Genomic DNA, 20,437 nt, shown 5'->3' on the forward strand with positions numbered 1-20,437 from the left:
GAGAAACCACGTGTCCACTTCTCAGTTCCCCGCGCTGTCCCGGCGCGGATTCCTCGGGCTGGCCGGCACGGCCGCCGCGGGTGCTGTGCTCACCGCGTGCGCCGGCACCGGCGGTGGGTCCAAGCAGTCCGGCGACTCCAACACGATCAACTTCTGGTCCAACCACCCGGGCAGCTCGAAAGACCAGGAAACCGAGCTGATCAAGCGGTTCACCGAGAAGTTCCCGGACCTGAAGGTGAACCTGATCGACGCGGGCAAGAACTACGAGGAGGTGTCGCAGAAGTTCAACGCGGCGCTGTCCGGCGGTGAGCTGCCCGATGTCGTGGTGCTCTCCGATGTCTGGTGGTTCAACTACGCGCTCAACGGCTCCATCGAACCGCTGGACGCGCACTTCGGCCCCGCGGGCGTGCAGCTCGACGACTACGTCGACTCGCTGGCCTCGGACTATCTGTTCAACGGCAAGCACTACGCGCTGCCGTACTCGCGCTCGACGCCGCTGTTCTACTACAACAAGGACGTGTGGGCGAAAGCCGGTCTGCCCGACCGTGGTCCGAACAGCTGGCAGGAATTCGACGAGTGGGGCCCCAAGATCCAGTCGGTGGTCGGCGACGGCAAGCTCGCGCACGGCTGGGGCGATGCGAAGAACTACCTGGCCTGGACCTTCCAGGGTCCGAACTGGACCTTCGGCGGCGCGTACTCCGATCAGTGGACGCTGAAGTTCACCGACCCCGGCACCATCGCGGCGGGCCAATTCTTCCGCGACATGATCCACACCAAGAAGTACGCGGGCATCAAACCGCAGATCGCCGTCGATTTCGGCACCGGCGTGATCGCCTCCACCATCGCGTCCACCGGTGACCTCAAGGGCATCAAGCAGAACGCCGAAGGCAAACTGCAGTTCGGCACCGCCTTCCTGCCGCACCCGAACGGGCCCGGCGTCACCACCGGCGGCGCCGGCCTGGCGATTCCGGCGCGGATCTCGGACCAGCGCAAGATCAACGCGCTCAAGTTCATCGAGTTCATCACCAACCCGACGAACACCGCGTACTTCTCGCAGCAGACCGGGTACATGCCGGTGCGCAAGTCGGCCGTCACCGACCCGACCGAACAGGACTTCCTGGCGAAGAACCCGAACGCGAAGGTCGCCATCGACCAGCTGCCGCTGACCAAGTCGCAGGACTACGCGCGGGTGTTCGTGCCCGGCGGCGACCAGATCATCGGCACCGGCCTGGAACAGATCGGTCTGCAGAACGCCGACCCGGCAACGGTTTTCGGCAATGTCACCAGCCAGCTGCAGGCCATCATCGACCGGCAGATCACGCCGAAGCTGCCCAAGTAGTACCCCTGGTCCGTCGTGGCGGCGGGCACCCGGCGGCCCGCCGCACTGACCCGGGGGCGCAATTCGATTCATCCGAGGAAAGGCCGACAACGATGGCAACCGTGCAGTTCGAGAGCGTCACGCACCTGTATCCCGGTGCGCCGACGCCCGCTGTCGACAGCCTGGACATCGACATCGCCGACGGCGAATTCATTGTCCTCGTCGGCCCTTCGGGCTGCGGGAAGTCGACCAGCCTGCGCATGCTGGCCGGCCTGGAGTCGGTCGAGGACGGGCGCATCCTGATCGGCGGCAAGGACGTCACGGGGCTGCCGCCGCGCGCCCGCGACGTCGCCATGGTGTTCCAGAGCTACGCGCTGTACCCGAACATGACGGTCGCGCAGAACATGGGCTTCGCGTTGCGCAACGCCGGCATGAACAAGGCCGACACCCTGGTCCGGGTGCAGGAGGCGGCCAAGATGCTGGAGCTGGAACACCTGCTGGACCGCAAGCCCGCGAAACTGTCCGGCGGACAACGGCAACGGGTCGCGATGGGCCGGGCCATCGTGCGCAGGCCGCAGGTGTTCTGCATGGACGAGCCGCTGTCCAACCTGGACGCGAAGCTGCGCGTGAGCACCCGGTCCCAGATCGCCGCGTTGCAGAAGCGGCTCGGCACCACCACCGTCTACGTCACCCACGATCAGGTGGAGGCGATGACCATGGGCGACCGGGTCGCCGTGCTGCTCGACGGCAAGCTGCAGCAGATCGCCGCGCCCCGCGAGCTGTACGACAACCCGGTGAACACCTTCGTCGCGGGCTTCATCGGCTCGCCGGGGATGAACCTGCTGGAGGCGCCGGTCCGGGACGGGGCGGCGGTGCTCGACGACCTGCGTATCCCGTTGCCGCGCACCGCGAAAACCGGCGATCGGGTGATCGTCGGCATCCGCCCGGAGTCGTGGGAGGTCAGCACCGACGCCGACGGCCTCACCGTGGCCGCCGAACTACTCGAGGAACTCGGCGCCGAATCCTTCGTCTACAGCCACGGCGTGGCCGAGGACTGGAACAGCCGCTCCGGCAAGGTGGTCGCCCGAGTGGACCGCCGTTTCCAGGTAGCACTCGGCGACCAACTCCGCCTCCGCCCCAAACTGGACGACGTCTTCTTCTTCGACGCCGACACCGAAGACCGCCTGCGCTGACCGCGCCGCGGGTCGCCGGGACCCGCGGCGGTGCCGCGCGCTACCAGATGCGGACGCGGTCCTCGGGGGCGAGATAGAGGGCGTCCTCGGGGGTTACGTCGAAGGCTTCGTGGAAGCTGTCGATGTTGCGGACCACGGCGTTGCAGCGGAATTCGGGCGGGGAGTGCGGATCGATGGTGAGCCGGCGGATGGCTTCCTCGGTGCGGGCCTTGGTGCGCCACACCTGGGCCCACCCGTAGAAGACGCGCTGCAGGCCGGTGAGTCCGTCGAGCACCGGAGCCTCGGCGCCGTCGAGGGAGATCTTGTAGGCCTGCAGAGCGATGGACAGGCCGCCGAGATCGCCGATGTTCTCGCCGATGGTGAATTCGCCGTTCACGGTGTGCTCGTCGGACAGGGCCTTGGGCGAGAGCACGCTGTACTGATCGATCAAAGCCTTTGTCCGCTTACCGAATTCGGCACGGTCGTCATCGGTCCACCAGTCGACCATGTTGCCGTCGCCGTCGTACTTGGCGCCCTGATCGTCGAAACCGTGCCCGATCTCGTGGCCGATCACCGCGCCGATACCGCCGTAGTTGGCGGCGTCGTCGGCGTTCATGTCGAAGAACGGCGGCTGCAGGATCGCGGCGGGGAAGACGATCTCGTTCATGCCCGGGTTGTAGTAGGCGTTCACGGTCTGCGGCGTCATGAACCATTCGTCGCGATCCACCGGGCCGCCGAGCTTGTTCAGGTCGCGGTCGTGGTCGGCGGCGTAGCCGCTGCGGTAGTTGCCCACCAGGTCGGCCGGATCGATCCGCACATCGGAGTAGTCCCGCCACTTGTCCGGGTAGCCGATCTTCGGGGTGAACTTCTCCAGTTTGGCCAGCGCGGCCGCCCTGGTGTCGGCGCCCATCCAGTCCAGCTGGGCGATGTTGCGCCGGTAGGCCTCCTGTAGGTTGGCGACCAATTCCACCATCCTGGCCTTGGCCTCGGGCGGAAAGTGCTCGGCCACATACAGTTTGCCGACGGCCTCGCCGAGCAGATCCTGCACCAGCGAGACGCCGCGCTTCCACCGCTCGCGGATCTCCTCGGCGCCGGTGAGCGTGCGCCCGTAGAACGCGAAGTTCTCCGCGACCAGGTCGTCGGTGAGATACGGTGCGCGCGAACGCAGCAACCGCCACGTCGCCCAGGCCTGCCAATCGGCGAGCGACTCCGCCGCCCACACCTGCGCGAAGGTATCCAGGTAATCCGGTTGCCGGACAACGACTTCGGCGAACACCTCCGGGCCCGACGCGGCAACGTGCTCCGCCAGCGCGGAAGTCCATGCCGCCCAATCGAACTCGGGGTGATCGGCGACCAGCGCGGCGAAGGTGGTCAAGTTGTAGCTGCGCTCGGCGTCGCGGCGGCGCACCACGTCCCAGTGCCCGGCGGCGAGCTTGCGTTCCAGTTCGAACACCCGCTGCCCGACGGTGTCCAGATCCTGCGGCAGCAGTTCGGCGATCCGGGGATCGGCCGCGGCGATGGCGAACATGCGGCCGATGTGCGCGATGTAAGCCGTGCGGATCTCGGCATGTTCGTCCTGGCGGTAGTACGACTCGTCGGGCAGACCGAGGCCGGACTGGGTGAGCTGCACCAGGTAGCGAGTGGAGTTCTTGTCGTCGGTGTCCACGTAGAACCCGAGCGCGCCGCCGACACCGGTGCGCTGCAACCGGCCGAGCAGGGCCGCGAACGCGCTACGGTCGGCGACCTCGTGAATGGCGGCGAGTTCGGCGGAGATCGGGGCGAGCCCTGCGGCGGCGACCGTCTCGGTGTCCATGAAACTGGTGAACAGATCACCGATCTTGCGTGCGTCGGTGCCCGGCGCGGCGGCCTCGGCGGAAGCCCGCTCGATGATCGCCTGCACGTCGCGCTCGGCCTGGTCGTACAGGGTGCGGAAGGCACCGTCCACCGCGCGGTCGGCGGGGATCTCGTAGTCGTCCAGCCATTTGCCGTTGACATGCGCGAACAGGTCGTCCTGCACCCGTACGCCCTGGTCGAGATAGGACAGATCAATACCGGAAGGACTGGTCAGCTCGGAAGTCACGCTATCCAGTATGCCCACGGACGGGCGGTGCGCAGGTGGGAGTCGGGCCCCCGGCCGCGGCGGGCCGGGGGTGCGGGATGGCTGCGGTCAGACGGTCTGCGCGACGCGATCGAACTCGCCGTCGTGCGCCCCGAGCAGGAAGGCCTCCCACTCGGCGGGGGTGTAGCGCAGGACGGTGTCGCCGTGGCGCAACGTGGTGTGTCCCTCGGCGGTGGTGGCGGCGATCAGGGTGCCGTCGGTTCGCCGGTGGGCCCGCAGGCTGTCGAGGAATGCGGTCCATTCGGGTGCGGTGACGGTGATGACGGGCTCGTCGGCGGGGTGGTTGGCCGGATCGCGACGGTATTTGCTGTCCCGGACGAGCACCGCAGCACCATCGAAACGGACCTCGACACACTGGTTGCCGTTGTTGGACCGGGTCGAAGTGAACCAGCCGGTGGAAACTGACCGGTGGGTAGGGGTGGTGGCCATGGGCTGGATTTTACACTCCGGCATAGGCTCTGATCAGGGTCGATGACTCGTCACGGGCCAGCGATTGTTCTTGTGCGCGAACGTAAGCGAAGCTGAGATCGCGCACCAGATCCGGGTCGTCGACCGCCCCGCCGAACACCGCGCTCTCGGCCCAGCCGAAGGTCGGCAACTGCTCGCCCGCGAAGTCGACCAGATGGAAACTGGACCCGCCGAGCACCGCGCCCGCGGTGGCGGCGAACGGGATCACCCGCACCTCGACCGTGTCGAGCTCATCGATCAGCTCGGCCAGATGGGTCAGCTGTCCGCGCAACACCTCGGGCCCGCCGGTCTGCTGCAACAGGGTGCCCTCGCCGATCACGGCGGTGAGTTCCACCGGTTCGACGCCGCGCAGTCGTTCCTGTCGGCGCATCCGGATCGAGACCAGCTGCTCCACCTGGACCGGGCGGATCATCACGTCGGCGCTGATCAGGGCGCGCGCGTAGTCCTCGGTCTGCAGCAGGCCAGGCACCACTAGGCTGTCGTAGCTGCGGATGCTCTGCGCGCCGAATTCCATGCCGTACAACCGCTGTAGTTCGGGGCCGATCAGCGCGGACGACCTGGCCCACCACCCGCGCTGCTTGCTCGCGTCGAGCAGGGCGAGCAGCTCGGCCCGCTCCTCGGCCTCGACCTCGAGCAGCTCGAGCACCGGACCGATGGTGTTGGTGGTCAGTACCCGTCTGCCCTTTTCCACATGCGACCAATTGGCCGGGGTGAAGCCGACCCGTTTGGCGAAACCCGCCGAGTCGAACCCGCGTAGTTCGCGCAGCTCCCGCAGTCGCAACACCAGTTCCCAGCGGGCAACGGTAGGCGAGACGGGTGCCATGACAGGCGATCGTACGCGCGGACGCGGCACCGGCGTGTGACTATTGTCAATAGTGACGCACCGCACTATGGTCGGGTCTCAGCGGTCGATTCACTCCCACTTCACACGATCCACCCGCATCGAGGCAGGTTCGTCATGAGTTTGTCCCGCACCGAATCCGACGGTCATCCGGGCGTCCCGGACTACACCGCGATTCAGGATGCGCTCGCCCGCTGCCGCAGCTACCGCAAGAACCACGGCCTCTACGGCATCGTCGACCCGGCGCTGGGCCGCATCATGCTCGAAGTCGGCGCGGTCGGCGCGGTGGTCATGCCCGCCACGCTCGGTCAGCGGGTACGGACACGACTCACCGAAACGTCGGCCGAGTCGCGGCCGGGGCCGATCATCGCGCATCCGCGCTCGTCGCGCTGGACCTTCCTGACCGGCCCGACCGACAACTCCTACCTCGACACCACGTTGTTCGCCGACCTGTTCCGGGTCTGCGCGTCCGTCGCGCTGCCGGGCAGCCACGTCGTACTGCCCTCGCCCACCGACGAACACACCGGCTACCGCAACTGGATCGCGCCGCCCGAGCACGACTTTCGCCGCGAGATGGGCGAGGTGCTGGCCGCTACCCGGGCGTGCGCGAGCGGTGCCTAGCGCGGTGTCGGCGCAGGCGGCGGGGTCAGCGTGATGCTGAACCGGTCCTCGAGATTCTGGTTCCAGTCCCGCTCACACTGGTCGAGCTTGGCCTGGTCGTTGCCCGCCTTGCTGACGCAGTCGATGAAGTCCTTGCCGCCGGAGTCGACGAAGAAGCTGTAGCCGACGACGGCGAGCACGCCCGCGATGATCATGCCGAAGATGCCGAGCACCAGGCCGCTGATGGCCATGCCCGTACCGCCCGCGCGACCCGACCGGGCCTTGACCGCCGCGATGATGCCGAAGATGAGCGCGAAGACGCCGAACAGGAAGCCGCCGATCACGGTCCAGCAGGTGAGCAGCGCGAGGATGCCGAGGACCAGCGCGGTGATCGCGAGGCCCTTGCCCTTCGGCGATTCCTGCCAGTACTGCCCGGGTTGCTGCCCCGGCGGCGGGTATCCGGGAGGTGGGGGATATTGGCCTGGAGGCGGGTATTGCGACATGGATTTCCTCTCCGGGGTGCGCAGGGATCGCCTACTGATCGCCCACGCTACGGGCGGATGTTAATAAAGTCGGGCATATCGACCACAGCCGGACAGATGTCGACCCGCGCACCGCGCACGCCCGGGGCACCGCGGCTACTGCGCCCCCAACCGGGCGTGCATCTCCCACACCAGAATTTCCGAGGGTCGCCGGGCGCGCACGCGCTGACCACCGGTGCGGGTCAGCCGGACCGCGTCGCCCTCGTCCAGGGTGCCGACACCCTCCATGTCCACTTCGCCGCGTGCGACGAACACGTGCAGATACGGCGCGTCGGGCAGATCGATCGGCTGTTCGGCGTCGCCGGACAGCCGCGCCACGTGCAGCGCCGCATGACTGCTGTTGATGGCGATCGCAGTGCGGTCCCGATAGCGCGGCAGGCCCGCCGCCACCGTCACCAGACCCCCGCCGGCCAGCGCGTCATCGATCTCGAGCTGCTGATACCCCGGGGTCAGGCCGGGTTCGTCCGGCACGACCCACATCTGGACGAAATGCACCGGCTCGTCGTGTTCGGCGCCGTCGAGCCGCCACGAGTCGTTCTTCTCCGAGTGCAGGATGCCGGTTCCGGCGCTCATCCGTTGCGCGAGACCGGGGTAGATGACACCGCTGTGCCCGAGCGAATCCTGGTGCACCAGACTGCCGCCGAGCACCCACGTGACGATCTCCATGTCCCGATGCGGGTGGGTGTCGAAGCCCTGACCGGGCGAGACCACGTCTTCGTTGTTGACGAGCAGCAGGCCGTGATGGGTGTTGTCGGGATCGTAGTGCTCCCCGAACGAGAAGGAGTGCTTCGAATCCAACCAGGAAACCCGCGTCTTCATGCGGTCGCCTGCTCGATGGACGTCGATGTGTGGTGTCGTGAGTGTGGACATCATGGTCCTCCTCTCGGGCCCGTGCACCGATCACCTTTCAGGGTAGGAGCACTTCCGTGGCGGTACTCCACATTCCTAGTAAATTGTCCTGCACTCGGCATTTTACGCGAGCGACCAGCGGGTGAACGCCAGGCGAGCAGAACCGACCGGTCCGCGCGAGCGGTGCCCGGCGCGCCCACCGCGGCCCGCCGTTTCCGGGCCGGATTCGTAACATGATGTGCCGCAACGAAACCGGAGGTGACGGCGAGATGCGACCCGAGACGCTCGCGAACCTCGAGCGCCGGCTCCGCGAGCAGGCCCATCGCGACGGCATCGTACATTTCGTCGTCGGGGTCGCGGTGTTCCGCGACGGCAAACTCCTGGTGGTGCGCCGGGTGCCCGACGACTACCACGGCGGCATGTACGAACTGCCCGGCGGCGGTGTGGAATCCGGCGAGACCTTCGCCGAGTGCGTGCACCGGGAACTGTTCGAGGAGACCGGGCTGCGGGCCCGGGTGATCACCGACTTCCTCGGCGGATTCGACTACGCGACCAGAACGAAGTCCAAGGTGCGCAAGTACAGCTTCGTGGTCACGGCCGAGCCGGGAGAGGTGGCGCTGGCCCCCGGCGAACACGACGCGTTCGCCTGGATCGACGCCGAGGTGCTCGCGCAACTGCCGATGGCGCCCGATATGCGGGCCGCGGTGAGCGCTCTGGTCAGCGACCAGGCTCGCGCCGACCAGGCAATTCGCGCTGATTCGGCGCGGCAGGGCCCGACCAACTAACCTCGCGGCGTGCCCACTGGTCGCTCCGAGAGCTCCACACCCGCGGCCGAGCGGCCGCTCCCGCTGCGGGTCGCACTGCGCGAGAGTCCGGGCGTGCTGCGGCTCGCGGTGGTGCGCTTCGCCGGGCAGTTCGGCGAGGGCATGTTCCAGGCGGCGCTGTCCGGTGCGATCCTGTTCAATCCCGAACGCCAGACCGACCCGTTGGCCATCGCGGCCGGTTTCACGGTACTGCTGCTGCCTTATTCACTGATCGGACCGTACGCCGGCGCGCTGCTGGATCGCTGGGATCGGCGGGCGGTGCTGCTGGTCGCGAACGTGCTGCGAGCGGTGTTGATCGCGGTGGTGTGCGCGGGCCTGCTCGCCGGCATCGGCGAGACGCCGCTGCTGTTGCTGGCCTTGGCCGTGGTGGGCATCAGCCGGTTCGTGCAGTCGGGCGTGTCGGCGGCGTTGCCGCGGGTGCTCGCGCAGGAATGGCTGGTGCCGATGAATTCGGTGCTCGCCACGGTGGCGTCGGGGTGCGCGGCGCTCGGCGCGGCCGCCTCGGTCGCGGTGATCGGACTGATCGGGGCGGGCGATTTCGGGTCGGCGGTTGCGGTGGCGATCAGCGGGATCGGATCGGTGCTCAGCGCGCTGCTGGCGGCCGGGTTCGCGCCGCGGGTGCTCGGGCCGGAACCCAGCGTCGCGGCGAAGCACGACAGTGCCGTGCACGCCATCCTCACCGGTTTACGCACGGGCGCTTCGGCGGTGTGGGAGTCGAAGCAGGTCACCACGGCGATGCTGGGCATCGGCACGCATCGGATCGTGTTCGGCACCAACACCTTGATCATGGTGCTGGTGCTGCGGCAGACGCCCGCCGCGGGGTCGGGTCTGAGCAACGGACTGCTCGGCTTCGGCGTGGCCATCGCCGCGACGGCGGCGGGCATGCTGGCCGCCGCGGTGGTCGCGCCGCTGCTGATTCCACGACTCGGCCGGCCGCGCACGGTCGTGCTGGGGCTGATCTCCGCGACCGTAGTGCAGCTGACGCTGGTCACACCGATCGCCATCGCCGAGGCCGGAACGGCGGCCCAGCATGCGCATCGGCTGCTGCTGGTCGGTGCGTTCCTGTTCGGCCTGGCCGGGCAGACGATCAAGCTGGCCGGCGACGCGACGATGCAGATAGACATCGATGATGCGCGGCGCGGTCAGGTGTTCGCGTTGCAGGACACCGTATTCAATATCGCGTTCATCGTCGCGATCGCCGCTGCGGCCGCGGTTATTCCGGATGACGGACGCTCGCTACCGGTGATTGTGGCCGGCGCCGGAATCTATTGCGCGGGTATTGTCGCGATCTTGGTGAATACCCGGCGACGGACCGAGCCCGTCCGCGGCTGACCCCGTTACGCGGGAATTACCGAAAGACCGCGGAATTCATGACGCTTCAGGCAATGGTGGGTGCTCGGCCGGGATCACCTCCGGCGCGATTCGTCCACTGGGTCAGATAGTCGGGCAGGTCCGTGTGATCGTTGTGCGGCAGGTTGTCCGCGGCGGTACCGGGCGGTTTCACCTCGGTGTGGATGGCGGGCGGATGGAAGGTGGCCGGGCGCATGGTCTCGAAGGGCGGCTCCACGGCACAGGGGACGACGGCCGAATCCTGCTGGGCGACATCCGAGTCCGGTGCCTGCGGCCCCTCGCTCCCCAACCCGTCGGCGCGGTGGATCCAGTTGAGCGGCTCGTCGACCGCGTCGGCCGTGGTGCCGGTGACATGGTGGTTCCAGGTGCCCAGACCGGTGGGGTCGGTATAGAAGTGGTCGAGCACGCCGTCGTCGTCCAGATCCAGGGCCGCCACATCGGCGATACCGAGACCGGCGCTGTCCCACATGGCATCGTCGATCAGGCCGTCGCCGTCGAAGTCGAGCCGTAGGGCGTCACCGGGACTCGCCAGTGACAGATCCGCCGCGCTGGTCCAGACGTGCGGCGGGCCGACGCCGGTACCGAAGACGTACTCGATCTCGTCCATATTTGGTTGGACGCACCGCACCGGCAATCGGTTCCGCTATTTCGCCACAAATAATTTCGATCGCTAGGTCCGGCATTACGGCGCGCCAGTCCGGTACGTTGATTTCGCTTCGCCCCGATTCGGCAGTGGGTCAACGAGTTCGAGAGGGAGTCAACGCGACATGGCTTTTCCGGCGATGATCTTCGCTGCGGTGCAGCACCTACTATTCGGCGGGTGGGGCACCATGTTGTACCCGCTCACCGAGATCTCCGACTAGCTCGCACCCGACGCGATGCGCCGGCTCGGCCGCAAAACCCCTTGTGTACCGGCACTGTTCGGTGTGCTGCTCAGTGGCGTGCTGACCGTGCCCGCGCAGGCGGGGCCGCTGCCGTGGGCGCCGTCGCCGGTGAACAGTTGCGGCGAAGTGGGATTCGATCCGCGCCTGCGCGACCCCGATCCCGCATTACCTCCGCCACCGCCCGTCACGCTGCCTGAGCAGATCGATATCCCGATCCCGGTGCCGCAGTTCGTGCCGGTGCCGGTACCCGGTCCACCGCAACGCGACGTGCGGATCGATCCGCCGCCGCTCGCGCCGGACCCGTGCCACACGCCCTGCCCGGACGTCCGTGACATCGCTGCAGAACCTGAGCCCGTCGCACCACCGGAGCAACCGGGACCGGGTGCGCCGATCACGTTGCCGCGCATCGTGATCAGGCCGGAGATCGAGCCGATTCCGGTCCCGGTACCCGAGGGCCCGGCGCCGGAACCGATACCCGCGCCGCCGCCACCGGTGACGTATCCGGCGGAACCGGGCCCGCTCGCGCCCCCGGTGGCCGAGCCCCGGGTGATCACGGTGGACCTGGCCGGCCAGGTCACCGGGCACGGCTCGCCGAATCGCACCGACGTGCGCTGGCAGGTGGACGGCACCGACCTCGGCGTGCTGTGGGAGACCGCGCCCGGCGAGGTCGCCGTGGCCTTCGGCGACACCTTCGGCAAGGGCTGGGTGACCGGCGGCGCGGGCCGCGTGGATCAGGACTGGCGCAGCAACGTGCTCGCCTACAGCACCGATCGCGACCTGTCCGACGGGCTCTCGCTGGACCGCATGGTGCAGGACAGCAGGTGTCACGCCGCCGAGATCCTGAGCAGCCGCAAGATCAAGAACTGGGAGACCACGACCATCCCGACCTCCGGCTTCGCGCTGGGCGAGCGGCAGTATCTCAGCTACATGTCGGTGAATCGATGGAGCCGGATCCCCGGCCTGTGGCGCAACAATTACGGCGGGCTGGCCTACTCCGACGACCACGGCCGCACCTGGACCAAGGATCCGCACGCGAAGTGGGACAACGTCTTCGGCGGCGGCCGCTTTCAGGTCGCGGCGATGGTGCCGCACGGCGACCACGTCTACATGTTCGGCACGCCCAACGGGCGGCTCGGCGTGATCGGCTTGGCCCGGGTGCCGAAACAGGACGTGCTCAACACCTCCGCCTATCAGTACTGGGTGCACGGCAGCTGGGAATCGGCGGCCGAGCACCAGGCCACTCCGCTGGTCGCCGGGCTGGCCGGCGAGGTGTCCGTCCGGTACGACCCGGACACCGAGCAGTGGCAGATGGTGTACCTCGACCTCGCCCGCGGGGCGATCGTGCTGCGCAATGCCGCACAGCCGCAAGGACAGTGGACCGAGGCGGTGTCGCTGCTGTCCACCGCCGACTACCCGACGGCCTACGGCGGCTTCCTGCATCCGTGGTCCACCGGCCGGGACCTGTACTTCACCATTTCGGCCTGGCAGAGCTACAACGTGTATCTGATGCACGCGCAACTGGATTCGCCACGCTGACCGCGCGCTCAGCCGTCGACGTCGACGAATCGGACGCGATCGCCCACCCGGATCAACGCGGGCGGCTCACGGTCCAGATCCCACATCCGCAGCTCCGTCGTGCCGATCAGCTGCCAGCCGCCGGGTGTGCTGCGCGGATACACCGCCGAGTAGCCGCCGGCCAGCGCGACCGCGCCCGCGGGGATGGCGGTACGGGCCCGCGCCCGTCGGGGCACGTGCAGTCGCGCATCGTCGGCTGCCAAATAGCCGAAGCCCGGGGCGAATCCGATGAACGCGCACTGCCAGATCGCGCCGGTGTGCGCGGCGACGACCTCCGCCTCGGTCAACCGCAGCAACCGCGCGACCTCGGCGAGATCGGCGCCGTCGTAGCGCACCGGAACGACGAGCGGTTCGTCGGGAGAATCGTTGTGCGCCAGTGTTCCACGGGAAACATCACCCGAATCCTGGCCCGGCCCAGGTTGTTGCAGCGCGGACAGCAGCGAGTCGAGCGCATGCCGCACGGTGGCGGCATGCGCCGGTGAAAGCAGCGTCACCAGTACGGTTTCCGCAGCGGGCAGCACGTCCTCGACGCCCGCGAGCGGGTTACGGCGCAGTGCCTCGACGAGTTCGACCACCTCGGTGCGGTGCGACAGCAGCACCAGCAGGGCTCGATCACCCGCCGCGCGGATCCGCGGCTCCGCAGCCACCGGGCCGGTTGCCGACGTGTGATTCATCCGCTCAGCCGAACGGCGCGACCGGCACGCCGGCCTCGTCGAAGGCGGTCCGGATACGCCGGGCCATCTCCACCGCCGCCGGGGTATCGCCGTGCACACAGAGGCTGGTCGCCTGCACCGGTACCGTGCCGGAGCCGTCGACGATATTCGCCGCACCCGAGACCGCGATCGACATCGCCTGGGCGACAGCCGCATCCGCGTCGAGCACCGCACCGGGCAGACCGCGGGACGCCAGCGTGCCCGCGGGCGTGTAGGCGCGGTCGGCGAAACCCTCACCGACGAAACGCACCTCGGCCGCGACCGCGGCCTGCTCCAGCTGGGAGCCCGCCGGGCCGAGCAAGGCCAGCTCGCCGTCGTATTCGGCGAGCGCGGCCAGCACCGCCTCGGCCAGCGACTGGTCGCGCCCGGCCGAATGATAGAGCGCGCCATGCGGTTTCACGTAGCGCACCCGATCACCGGCGGCCTTGGCGAAGGCATCCAGACTGCCGATCTGATACAGCACCTCGTCGCGCAGCTCGGCCGGGTTCATCGTGATCTCCCGGCGGCCGAAACCCGCCAGGTCGCGGTAGCCGACGTGGGCGCCGATCCGGACCCCCTTCGCGACGGCCAGCTCGCAAGTCCGGCGCATGATCGAGGGGTCGCCCGCGTGAAAGCCGCAGGCGATGTTGGCGCTGGTGACGATGTCGAGCATCGCCGCGTCGTCACCCATCGGCCACGGGCCGAAACCCTCGCCGAGGTCACTGTTCAGATCCAGCGGCACCTTCGGGCCTGCCTTTCTTTACTGCTTCCATTGCCTCACGCCTATTGTCCTCGTCCGCGTGCCGCCCCGGGATCGGCGGTCCGGGCCCTCGGAAAGCCGCAGGTCGGCGCGGCGGTACGGGGTGCATAGGCGGCGTCGAGCGGGGCGAGCTGGGTCACAGCGCGATGGTCGGGCCCGGTGCGGGCAAGTACGCTCGGAGCAATCATGGCCACGTATTTCGATCCGAAGTCCTGGTCGCCGTTGCGAGCCGTCGATCTCGGCAAGCGCCTGTTCGATCAATCCTGGCTGGAGCAGTGGGTCTCGGTCACCACCGCCTGGGTGGATCCGGTCGTCGACCTCGGTGCGGGCACCGTCACGGCGTTGCTGCCCGATGTCCTGATGACGATGCTCAGCGAGGGCATCCTCAGCCGGTTCGGCGGGCAGGAGGTGAACGCCACCCTGCTCGGGCACGACCTGCACGCCACGCTCCAGGTGCTGAAGGTCCGCCGGCGCGGCGCGCACTTCCAGACCAAGACGGCGCTGTCCCGGCTGCGCTGGGACGACCACCCGATCGAGGCGGTGACCGTGATCGCGCACGAGGTGCGGCTGATCCCCGGCGTGCCGACGAAGGTCCGCGCCGGGCGGATGGACCTCGAGGGCACCGTCACCACCGCGGCACTGGTCGGCTGGCTGAACACCCAGCCGCTGGACTGGGTGCTGGACATCGAGGACAACGGGCTGGTCCGCGCGAAGCACCGCACCCGCAAACTGACTGCCGTGGTCGATGCCGCGGTGCTGGACAACCGGGTGACGATCGACCTGCGCCGGGTCAGCTGGTTCGGCCTGCGGATGCCGCGCCGGATCATCGGCACCCCCGCGCTGCTGCTCGAACAGCTGCCGAATCAGGCCCGCATCGCGCACGCCACCAGGGAGGGCGACCTCGTCCGGTTCCGGGTGGAACTGCCCGAGATCACCGGCTCGTTCGACCTGGCGCAGATGCGGTCCGCGATCGTCGCCGGGACCACGCTGATCGTGTTCTGATCAGCCCTGCGCCTGCCACCACTTCTGCAGCGCGGCCTCGGCCTCGTCCCTGGTCATCGGCCCGCGATCGAGCCGCAGCTCCTTGAGGAACCGCCACGCCTTACCCACCTCGGGTCCCGGCGGCAGGCCGAGCAGCTCCATGATCGCGTTGCCGTCCAGGTCGGGCCGGACCTTGGCCAGGTCCTCCTGCTCCTGCAGCCGCGCGATCCGCGCCTCCAGCTCGTCGTAGGTGGCGCGCAGCGCCGCGGCCCGGCGCTTGTTGCGCGTCGTGCAGTCGGCCCGGACCAGTTTGTGCAGGCGAGGCAGCAGCTCGTCGGCGTCGGTGACGTAGCGGCGCACCGCCGAATCGGTCCACTGCCCCTTGCCGTACCCGTGAAACCGCAAGTGCAGGAACACGAGCCGGGCCACGTCCTCGGTGAACTGCTTCGGATACTTCAGTGCCCGCATCCGTTTGCGCACCATCTTCGCGCCGACCACCTCGTGATGGTGGAAGCTGACGCCGCCGCCCGGCTCGTTGCGTTTGGTGTCCGGCTTGCCGATGTCGTGCAGCAGCGCGGCCCAGCGCAGCACCAGATCCGGATCGCCCTCCTCGAGGTCGATCGCCTGCTGCAGGACGGTCAGCGAATGCCAGTAGACGTCCTTGTGCTGGTGATGCTCGTCGATCTCCAGCTTCATCGCGGGCACCTCGGGCAGCACCCGCTGCGCCAGGCCGGTCTCGCACATGATGTTGATGCCGTCGATCGGATGCGCGCCGCCGATCAGCTTGTCCAGCTCGACCCGGACCCGCTCGGCGGTGATCCGATCGATCTGCTCGGCCATCTCGGTGATCGCCGCCCGCACCCGCGGATGCAGTTCGAAACCGAGCTGCGCGACGAACCGCGCCGCCCGCAGCATCCGCAGCGGATCGTCGTTGAACGAATCCTGCGGTGCGGCAGGGGTATCCAGTAGGCCCGCGAGCAGCGCGTCCATCCCGTTCAGCGGGTCGACGAAGTCGAGCGTGCCGTCCGCGCCGATGCGCACCGCCATCGCGTTCACCGTGAAATCCCGGCGCACCAGGTCGTCTTCGAGCGAATCGCCGAAGGTCACTTCGGGATTGCGGGACACCCGGTCGTAGTTGTCGGAGCGGAACGTCGTGATCTCCAGCTGCTGGCCGGATTTCGACCCGCTCACCGTCCCGAACGCCAGACCCCCGGTATCCCACAGGTGATCGGCCCAGCCGCGCAGCAGCTCCTGCACCTGTTCGGGGCGCGCGTCGGTGGTGAAATCCAGGTCGGTGCCCAGCCGGCCGAGCACCGCGTCGCGCACGCTGCCGCCCACCAGATACAGCTCGTACCCGCGTGCCGCGAACATCTCGCCGAGCGGCGTCAGCACATCGGACAGCCTGCCCAGCGTCACCGCCGCGGCAGCCAGCAATCGGGTACGTCTATCCAGCTCTGCGTCCTCGGACTTGGGCGAAACCACGAATCGGCAGCTTACTGTGCTGACCTCGCCCCAGTGCTCGCGATCTCGGGTGAACCTCGCTCGCGGCGCTGCGGCCGTCAACACCGCAAACCCAACACAGTAGGATTGCTTGGTGTCTCCGGCCGATCGCGCGAACAGTCGACGCCGCCAGCCTCGGCGCCGCGGTTCGGCCGCCAATGCGGCGAAACCGCGCATGCGCACGGTGCGGGAAACCTCCGCGGGCGGGCTGGTCGTCGACGGTTTGGACGGCCCGCGCGAACAACGCAGCGCGGCGCTGATCGGCCGTACGGACCGGCGCGGGCGGTTGCTGTGGTCGCTGCCGAAGGGGCACATCGAGGAGGGGGAGACCTCCGAGCAAACCGCGATCCGTGAGGTGGCCGAGGAGACCGGGATCAACGGTGTGGTGGTGGCCGAACTCGGCAGCATCGATTACTGGTTCGTCACCGAGGGCCGCCGGGTACACAAGACGGTGCATCATTATCTCTTGCGTTCCACCGGCGGCGAACTGTCCGACGCCGACGTGGAGGTCACTCAGGTGGCGTGGGTCCCGTTGAGCGAGTTGAATTCTCGACTGGCCTACGCAGACGAAAGACGTCTGGCCGAGGTGGCGAACAAGCTGATCGACCGGATGGAGACCGGCAAGCGATGACCCAGACTTTTCGGCGTCGCGCAGCGATTCCGTTGGGGATCTTCGTCGCGCTCCTGACCATCCTCGGGTCGGGGACGACGCTGCCGCTGCTGGCGCCGCCCGCGGCGCAGGCCCAGCCCACCGGTTCCGGAACGGTGTCCGGACCGAAATTCCTGAAACTGTCCGTGGATTCGGTGAGCCCCACCGCGGTGACCACGACGAGCGACCCGGTGGTGACGGTGTCGGGCCGGGTCACCAACATCGGTGATCGCGCGGTCAAGGACATCAGCGTCCGTATCCAACGGGCGGCCGCGATCACCGAGCCGGGCAACCTGCGCGCCGCGCTGCGCCTCGATCAGGTCAACTACGAGGTGAACGGCCCGTTCGAGGACGTCGCCCCGCAGCTCGCGCCCGGCCAATACAAGCAGTTCTCGGTGAGCATCGCGCTGCGGCCGGGTAGCGGCACGAGCAGCTCGCTCGATATCAGCAAGCCCGGCGTGTATCCGTTGCTGTTGAACGTCAACGGCGAACCGGCCTTCGGCAAACCCGCCCGCCTCGACGACGCCCGCTTCCTGCTGCCGGTGCTCGGCTTGCCGCCCGGGTCGAAAAGCGCCGACGCGGCGGAGGCGGTGTCCGCGCCGACCGACGCGCCGGTGGCGACGACGCTGCTGTGGCCGCTGGCCGACCGGCCGCGGATGGTCGCGGGCCTCGCCGGCTCGGTGGACGGGAAGGTCGAGCTCACCGACGACGAACTGGCCGCCTCGCTCGGCAAGGACGGCCGGCTCGATCAGCTGCTCGGCGCGCTGGAGAGCGTGTTCGACCTGACGCCGGGCCGCGATCGCACATTGCTGTCCTCGGTGTGCCTCGCGGTCGATCCCGATCTGCTGCTCACCGTGGACGCGATGACCAAGGGCTATCGGGTGCTGGCCAGCCCGTCCGATCCCGACGGTGCGACCCGGGCGGGCGCGGGCGCCGCGCAGGCACAGACATGGCTGGACCGGTTGCGCGCGCTCGCCGGCTCGATGTGCACGGTGGCGTTGCCGTTCGCGCAGGTCGACCTGTCCGCGCTGGCCGCGGTGAACGACCCGGACCTCTCGGCGCGGGCGATGAACGCTCCCGCCGAGCTCGTCGATTCGATCCTCGGCGTCAAATCGGTGCGCGGGGTGAGCCTGCCGGATTCGGGCAGCATCGACGCGAACGCGGGAACGCTGCTGCGCAGCCACGGTTTCGGCACGGCGGTGCTCGCCGACACCGCCGTCGCACCGGAGGGCACCGCGGGCACCTCCGAGGTTTCGCAGCAGACGGCGACGCGCGGCGACACCAAGACGCAGACCACGACGACCCAGGTGCCCGACACCGGCGCCCCGGAAGTGGTGCGCCTGCCCGCGATCACCGCGCCGGTGCCGCCCGCGCCCGCCGCACCCGAACCCACCGCCTCGGCCACGTCGCACGGTCAGTCGCCGAGCAGCGCAGGGGCGTCCAGTACCGCGGCCACGCCGAGCGGCACCTCGGCGCCGAACAGCGGCGCCGCCCCGAACGGCGCGCAACCCACCCTGCCCGCGGGCGATGCCGCGCTACACGCCGCGACCTTCGATATCTGGTCCGCGACGGCGCTGGCCGCGGTCGGCTCGGCCAACCCGCCGACCCCGTCGTTCACGCCCGCCTCGGTGCGCTACGAGGTCAGCAACGATTCGCGCGCCGCCCGGCTGCAGGACGCGCTCGGCGCGATCTCCTGGTCGGCGCTGAATCCGCAACCGGACCAACCGCGTTCGATGCTGCTCGTCCCGCCCCAGCAGTGGGGCGCGAACCGTGAGGAGGGCAAGGCGCTGCTGCGCCAGCTCGAGCTGCTGTTGCGGGCGAACCTGGCGACCCCGCGGCCGTTCCAGGAACTCGTCGCGCAGCCGACCGACCCGAAACCCTATGAGCTGGACTACCTCGCCCAGGCGGCGCAGGACGCGGTACCCGGCCGGTTCAGCGATCCGGTGCGCGATCAGGGCAAGCGGATCAGCGAACTGATGCGGGCGATCGTCGACGTCCCGGAGATCAAGCCGAGCCCGGCGGAGTTCCTCACACCGCTGCGCGACGATCTGATCCGGGTGCTGAGCTCCTCGGACCGGCGCACCGGCGACGCCACCCAGGCGGACACCTTCGCCCAGCGCCGCATCGACCAGACCACCCGGACGATGGACAAGCTCTATCGCTCGGTGACCGTGCTCCCGCCGGGCGGGGTGTACACGCTCGCGTCCGAGCAGAGCCCGTTGCTGCTGGTCGCGCGCAACGACCTACCGGTCTCGATCCGGATCAAGTTCCGCATCGAGGCGCCCCGCGAGACGAAGATCACCGACCTCGGCGAGCAACAGCTGCCCCCGCGCGGGACACGCTCGTTCCAAATCCCGACCGAGGTGAGCGACAGCCGTAACCTGGTGATTCCGATCTCCCTTACCACACCCGACGGCATCCCGCTGGGCGATGCCACACAGGTCTCGGTGCGTTCGAACGCCTATGGTCAGGCCCTGGCAATAATTACGGCATGCGCCGCCCTGCTGCTATTCCTGCTGATCGTGCGCCGCTTGTGGCGGCGGTTCCGCGGTCAGCCCGACGTCGCCGACGAGGGGCTCGATCCGCCGCTGCGCCGGCGGGTCATCCGCTACGGACGCGCCAAGCAGCGGGCCATACAACAGCAGGAGCATCAGGAGGCACAGTGAAGGACGGTCATCTAGCGTCCTCCGCTGTCGCCCGATCCGCCCATCGCATGCTGTGCGCCGGCACCAGCCCCCGCTACCGGATTTGGACGTCCGGCAAACCACAGTGGCAGAGTGGAGGACAATCGCTGCAGGCTCGCAGCAGCGCAGGGGTGGTGCGAGCGATGGGCGGTACCAGGAGGAACGGTGAGCGAGTCAGTATTCCCGCCGCTCACCGACCGGATCGGCCCGAGCAGTCCCGCCGGGGCACGGATGCGGCGCGTAACGATCCCGCAGCACTGCTCGTCGGCGCCGACCGGGTGCGGCTGCCCCGCGGAAAACAGGAGGCATGATGAGCGACGATGATCCATCGGCGCATCGGCCTCGATCCGATCGGCGCGACGGGCCACCGGCCCGTCGGGCGCCGGTTGCGCCGTGGGAACGGCTCCCGCCCCAGGCGGAGGCGGAGGAGCCGGATATGAACCCCGGCCCCTACGATGCCCCGCCGCCGCGAGTGCCGCAGGTCAGTCGTCCGTCGGCGCCGCCGCAGCGGATACCGCCGGGGCAGCGCGTGCCACCCGGACCCGCGCAACGTCCGCCGGGTCCGCCCCAGCGGCCCGCACCCGCACCGCATCCCGGTCAGCGGCAGTACCCGGCGCAGCAGCCGCCGC

The 20,437-nt window shown here is 68.8% G+C and carries 18 protein-coding genes and 1 pseudogene; 10 read left to right on the plus strand and 9 right to left on the minus strand.

All coding sequences use genetic code 11. From position 1 onward, the window contains the following. The first annotated feature begins 10 nt into the window (after window positions 1–10). Both TY25_RS23445 and TY25_RS23450 read left to right on the plus strand, forming a co-directional pair. Complete coding sequence (locus TY25_RS23445; RefSeq protein WP_081869046.1) at window positions 11–1,339, plus strand: ABC transporter substrate-binding protein; 1,329 nt, start codon at window positions 11–13, stop codon at window positions 1,337–1,339. 92 nt (window positions 1,340–1,431) lie between these two features. Continuing rightward, a complete protein-coding gene (locus TY25_RS23450) occupies window positions 1,432–2,511 on the plus strand; it encodes an ABC transporter ATP-binding protein (protein ID WP_042259171.1) in 1,080 nt (359 codons plus the stop codon). Window positions 2,512–2,551: 40 nt separating this feature from the next. Here the strand turns inward: TY25_RS23450 and TY25_RS23455 are convergent, their stop codons facing one another. From TY25_RS23455 to TY25_RS23465, 3 genes are all read right to left on the minus strand, one after another. Continuing rightward, window positions 2,552–4,570, minus strand: a complete 2,019-nt coding sequence (locus tag TY25_RS23455; RefSeq protein ID WP_106387050.1) for a M13 family metallopeptidase — start codon at window positions 4,568–4,570, stop codon at window positions 2,552–2,554. 87 nt (window positions 4,571–4,657) lie between these two features. Continuing rightward, window positions 4,658–5,038, minus strand: coding sequence for a DUF397 domain-containing protein (locus TY25_RS23460; protein ID WP_042259172.1), 381 nt, complete (start codon window positions 5,036–5,038; stop codon window positions 4,658–4,660). 10 nt (window positions 5,039–5,048) lie between these two features. Continuing rightward, window positions 5,049–5,900, minus strand: coding sequence for a DUF5753 domain-containing protein (locus TY25_RS23465; RefSeq protein WP_042259173.1), 852 nt, complete (start codon window positions 5,898–5,900; stop codon window positions 5,049–5,051). 135 nt (window positions 5,901–6,035) lie between these two features. On the opposite strand from TY25_RS23465, the gene TY25_RS23470 reads away from it, so the two are divergent. Next, a complete protein-coding gene (locus TY25_RS23470; protein WP_042259174.1) occupies window positions 6,036–6,539 on the plus strand; it encodes a hypothetical protein in 504 nt (167 codons plus the stop codon). Here the strand turns inward: TY25_RS23470 and TY25_RS23475 are convergent. Further along, on the minus strand, window positions 6,536–7,021 hold the full coding sequence (locus TY25_RS23475; RefSeq protein WP_042259175.1) for a DUF4190 domain-containing protein: 486 nt from the start codon (window positions 7,019–7,021) through the stop codon (window positions 6,536–6,538). The genes TY25_RS23470 and TY25_RS23475 overlap by 4 nt on opposite strands. A gap of 135 nt (window positions 7,022–7,156) precedes the next feature. Beyond that, window positions 7,157–7,930 carry a pirin family protein gene (locus tag TY25_RS23480; protein WP_042259255.1) on the minus strand — a complete coding sequence of 258 codons (774 nt, stop codon included), beginning with the start codon at window positions 7,928–7,930 and terminating at the stop codon, window positions 7,157–7,159. Window positions 7,931–8,178: 248 nt separating this feature from the next. Here TY25_RS23480 and TY25_RS23485 point away from each other — a divergent pair, with 248 nt between their 5' ends. Further along, the gene (locus TY25_RS23485) at window positions 8,179–8,694 is read left to right on the plus strand and encodes an NUDIX domain-containing protein (protein WP_169744353.1); all 516 of its coding nucleotides are present in this window, start codon (window positions 8,179–8,181) and stop codon (window positions 8,692–8,694) included. Between the two features lie 63 nt (window positions 8,695–8,757). Next, entirely contained in the window at window positions 8,758–10,065 is a 1,308-nt protein-coding gene (locus tag TY25_RS23490) for an MFS transporter (protein ID WP_042259257.1), read from the plus strand. A 46-nt stretch (window positions 10,066–10,111) separates the two neighbouring features. Here the strand turns inward: TY25_RS23490 and TY25_RS40720 are convergent, their stop codons facing one another. After that, window positions 10,112–10,690 (minus strand): hypothetical protein, encoded by a 579-nt coding sequence (locus TY25_RS40720; RefSeq protein WP_052383139.1) that lies wholly within the window; start codon window positions 10,688–10,690, stop codon window positions 10,112–10,114. A gap of 271 nt (window positions 10,691–10,961) precedes the next feature. Between TY25_RS40720 and TY25_RS23500 the strand changes: the two genes are divergently transcribed. Beyond that, window positions 10,962–12,503, plus strand: a complete 1,542-nt coding sequence (locus TY25_RS23500; protein ID WP_052383140.1) for a glycoside hydrolase family 183 protein — start codon at window positions 10,962–10,964, stop codon at window positions 12,501–12,503. 8 nt (window positions 12,504–12,511) lie between these two features. Here TY25_RS23500 and TY25_RS23505 read toward each other — a convergent pair whose 3' ends face one another. Continuing rightward, window positions 12,512–13,216, minus strand: coding sequence for a 5-oxoprolinase subunit B family protein (locus TY25_RS23505; RefSeq protein WP_042259177.1), 705 nt, complete (start codon window positions 13,214–13,216; stop codon window positions 12,512–12,514). A 4-nt stretch (window positions 13,217–13,220) separates the two neighbouring features. Continuing rightward, on the minus strand, window positions 13,221–13,976 hold the full coding sequence (locus TY25_RS23510; protein WP_088607081.1) for a LamB/YcsF family protein: 756 nt from the start codon (window positions 13,974–13,976) through the stop codon (window positions 13,221–13,223). A gap of 204 nt (window positions 13,977–14,180) precedes the next feature. Between TY25_RS23510 and TY25_RS23515 the strand changes: the two genes are divergently transcribed. After that, on the plus strand, window positions 14,181–14,996 hold the full coding sequence (locus tag TY25_RS23515; protein WP_042259178.1) for a hypothetical protein: 816 nt from the start codon (window positions 14,181–14,183) through the stop codon (window positions 14,994–14,996). On the opposite strand, the gene TY25_RS23520 is transcribed toward TY25_RS23515, so the two are convergent. Beyond that, window positions 14,997–16,409, minus strand: coding sequence for a CCA tRNA nucleotidyltransferase (locus TY25_RS23520; RefSeq protein ID WP_226887111.1), 1,413 nt, complete (start codon window positions 16,407–16,409; stop codon window positions 14,997–14,999). It lies immediately after the preceding gene. A gap of 160 nt (window positions 16,410–16,569) precedes the next feature. Here TY25_RS23520 and TY25_RS23525 point away from each other — a divergent pair, with 160 nt between their 5' ends. The 3 genes and pseudogenes from TY25_RS23525 to TY25_RS44205 form a co-directional block, all read left to right on the plus strand. Beyond that, the gene (locus tag TY25_RS23525; RefSeq protein WP_081594261.1) at window positions 16,570–17,106 is read left to right on the plus strand and encodes an NUDIX hydrolase; all 537 of its coding nucleotides are present in this window, start codon (window positions 16,570–16,572) and stop codon (window positions 17,104–17,106) included. Next, window positions 17,103–19,790, plus strand: a complete 2,688-nt coding sequence (locus TY25_RS23530; RefSeq protein WP_042259183.1) for a hypothetical protein — start codon at window positions 17,103–17,105, stop codon at window positions 19,788–19,790. The genes TY25_RS23525 and TY25_RS23530 overlap by 4 nt, the downstream gene beginning before the upstream one ends. A 454-nt stretch (window positions 19,791–20,244) precedes the next feature. After that, window positions 20,245–20,437: pseudogene (locus tag TY25_RS44205) on the plus strand (hypothetical protein); the annotation flags it as partial.

Origin of the sequence: Nocardia brasiliensis NBRC 14402, assembly GCF_000308475.2 — a bacterium.
In the GTDB taxonomy this organism is placed as follows: domain Bacteria; phylum Actinomycetota; class Actinomycetes; order Mycobacteriales; family Mycobacteriaceae; genus Nocardia; species Nocardia brasiliensis.